Origin of the sequence: Actinoplanes sp. NPDC051633 (assembly GCF_040681735.1) — a bacterium.
Classification (GTDB): domain Bacteria; phylum Actinomycetota; class Actinomycetes; order Mycobacteriales; family Micromonosporaceae; genus Actinoplanes.
The window spans coordinates 1-1,131 of record NZ_JBFAZH010001767.1 but is presented as its reverse complement, the minus strand read 5'-3'; the positions used below and the strand labels follow the sequence as shown (position 1 = coordinate 1,131).

Below are 1,131 nucleotides of genomic sequence, written 5' to 3'. Positions count from 1 at the left end.
GGCAGACGACCGATGTGCGGTACATCGGCACGTTGGTGCCGGCCGAGATGTGCCGTACCTCGATCCCGGCGGCGATCAGCGCCGCCTCGAAGCTGAAGCTGCAGCCGATCAGGAAGGCGGCCAGGTCGTCCCGCCACCACCGCGTGACGTCGGGAACCTCCGCCTCGAGGGAGCCGTCGCGCCACACCCGGTACAGCGGCAGGTCGGTGCGCAGGTCGGCCGTCGGGGCCAGCGGCGTGGAGAACGAGCCGACGTCCAGCACCGGACACGGCTTGGGGTTGCGCTGGGCGTAGAGAAGCATGTCCCAGGCCCAGTCGCGGGGCACCGCGATGAGGTTCGCCTGGGCCACGCCGGGTGCCAGCCCGGCGGTGGGCCGCACCTCCCCCGCCCGGAAGCGGCCGCGCCACTGTGCGGGCGTCATCGCGGCACGAAGGGCTCGATGTGGACGCCGGCGTCGGCGAGGGCCTTCGCGACCGCCCGGGCCATCGTCACCGCGCCCGGGGTGTCGCCGTGCACGCAGATGCTGTCCGCGCGTACCTGGAGCACCGTCCCGTCGACCGCGACCAGCTCGCCGCGGGTGACCAGCCGCACCATCCGCTCCGCGACCAGAGCGGGATCGGACAGCAGTGCTCCCTCGGAGCGCCGCGACACCAGCGTGCCCTCCGGGGTGTACCCGCGGTCGGCGAACGCCTCGGTGCGCACGCGCAGGCCGGCGTCGATCGCGACCCGGCTGAACACCGAGTCGGGCAGGTGCAGCACCGGCAGGCGCGGGTTGTAGCGGCAGATCGCCTCGACCACCGCCGCCGCCTGCCGCTCGTGATGAACGATCGCGTTGTAGAGCGCGCCGTGCGGCTTGATGTAGCGGACCCGGTCGCCGGCCACGCGGGCCAGCCCGTCCAGCGCCGACAGCTGATAGAGCACGTCGGCGGTGAGGTCGGCGGGCTCGTAGTCGATGAACCGGCGGCCGAAGCCCGGCAGGTCGCGATAGCCGACCTGCGCGCCGATCACGACCCCGTGGGTGACCGCCCGCTCGCACGTCGCCAGCAGGGTGCGCGGGTCGCCGGCGTGGAAACCGCACGCCACGTTGGCACTGCTCACCACCTCGAGCAGGGCGTTGTCGTCACCCAGGCG

At 73.3% G+C, this 1,131-nt stretch carries 2 protein-coding genes; both read right to left on the bottom strand.

Annotated features, from left to right (window positions below; all coding sequences use genetic code 11):
* Positions 1 to 421, bottom strand: a 421-nt coding sequence (locus tag AB0M20_RS45010) for a DUF1445 domain-containing protein (RefSeq protein ID WP_364307761.1), incomplete at its 3' end; no start/stop codon positions are given.
* Positions 418 to 1,131, bottom strand: a 714-nt coding sequence (locus AB0M20_RS45005) for a 5-oxoprolinase subunit PxpA (RefSeq protein WP_364307759.1), incomplete at its 5' end; no start/stop codon positions are given. The genes AB0M20_RS45010 and AB0M20_RS45005, both read right to left, overlap by 4 nt.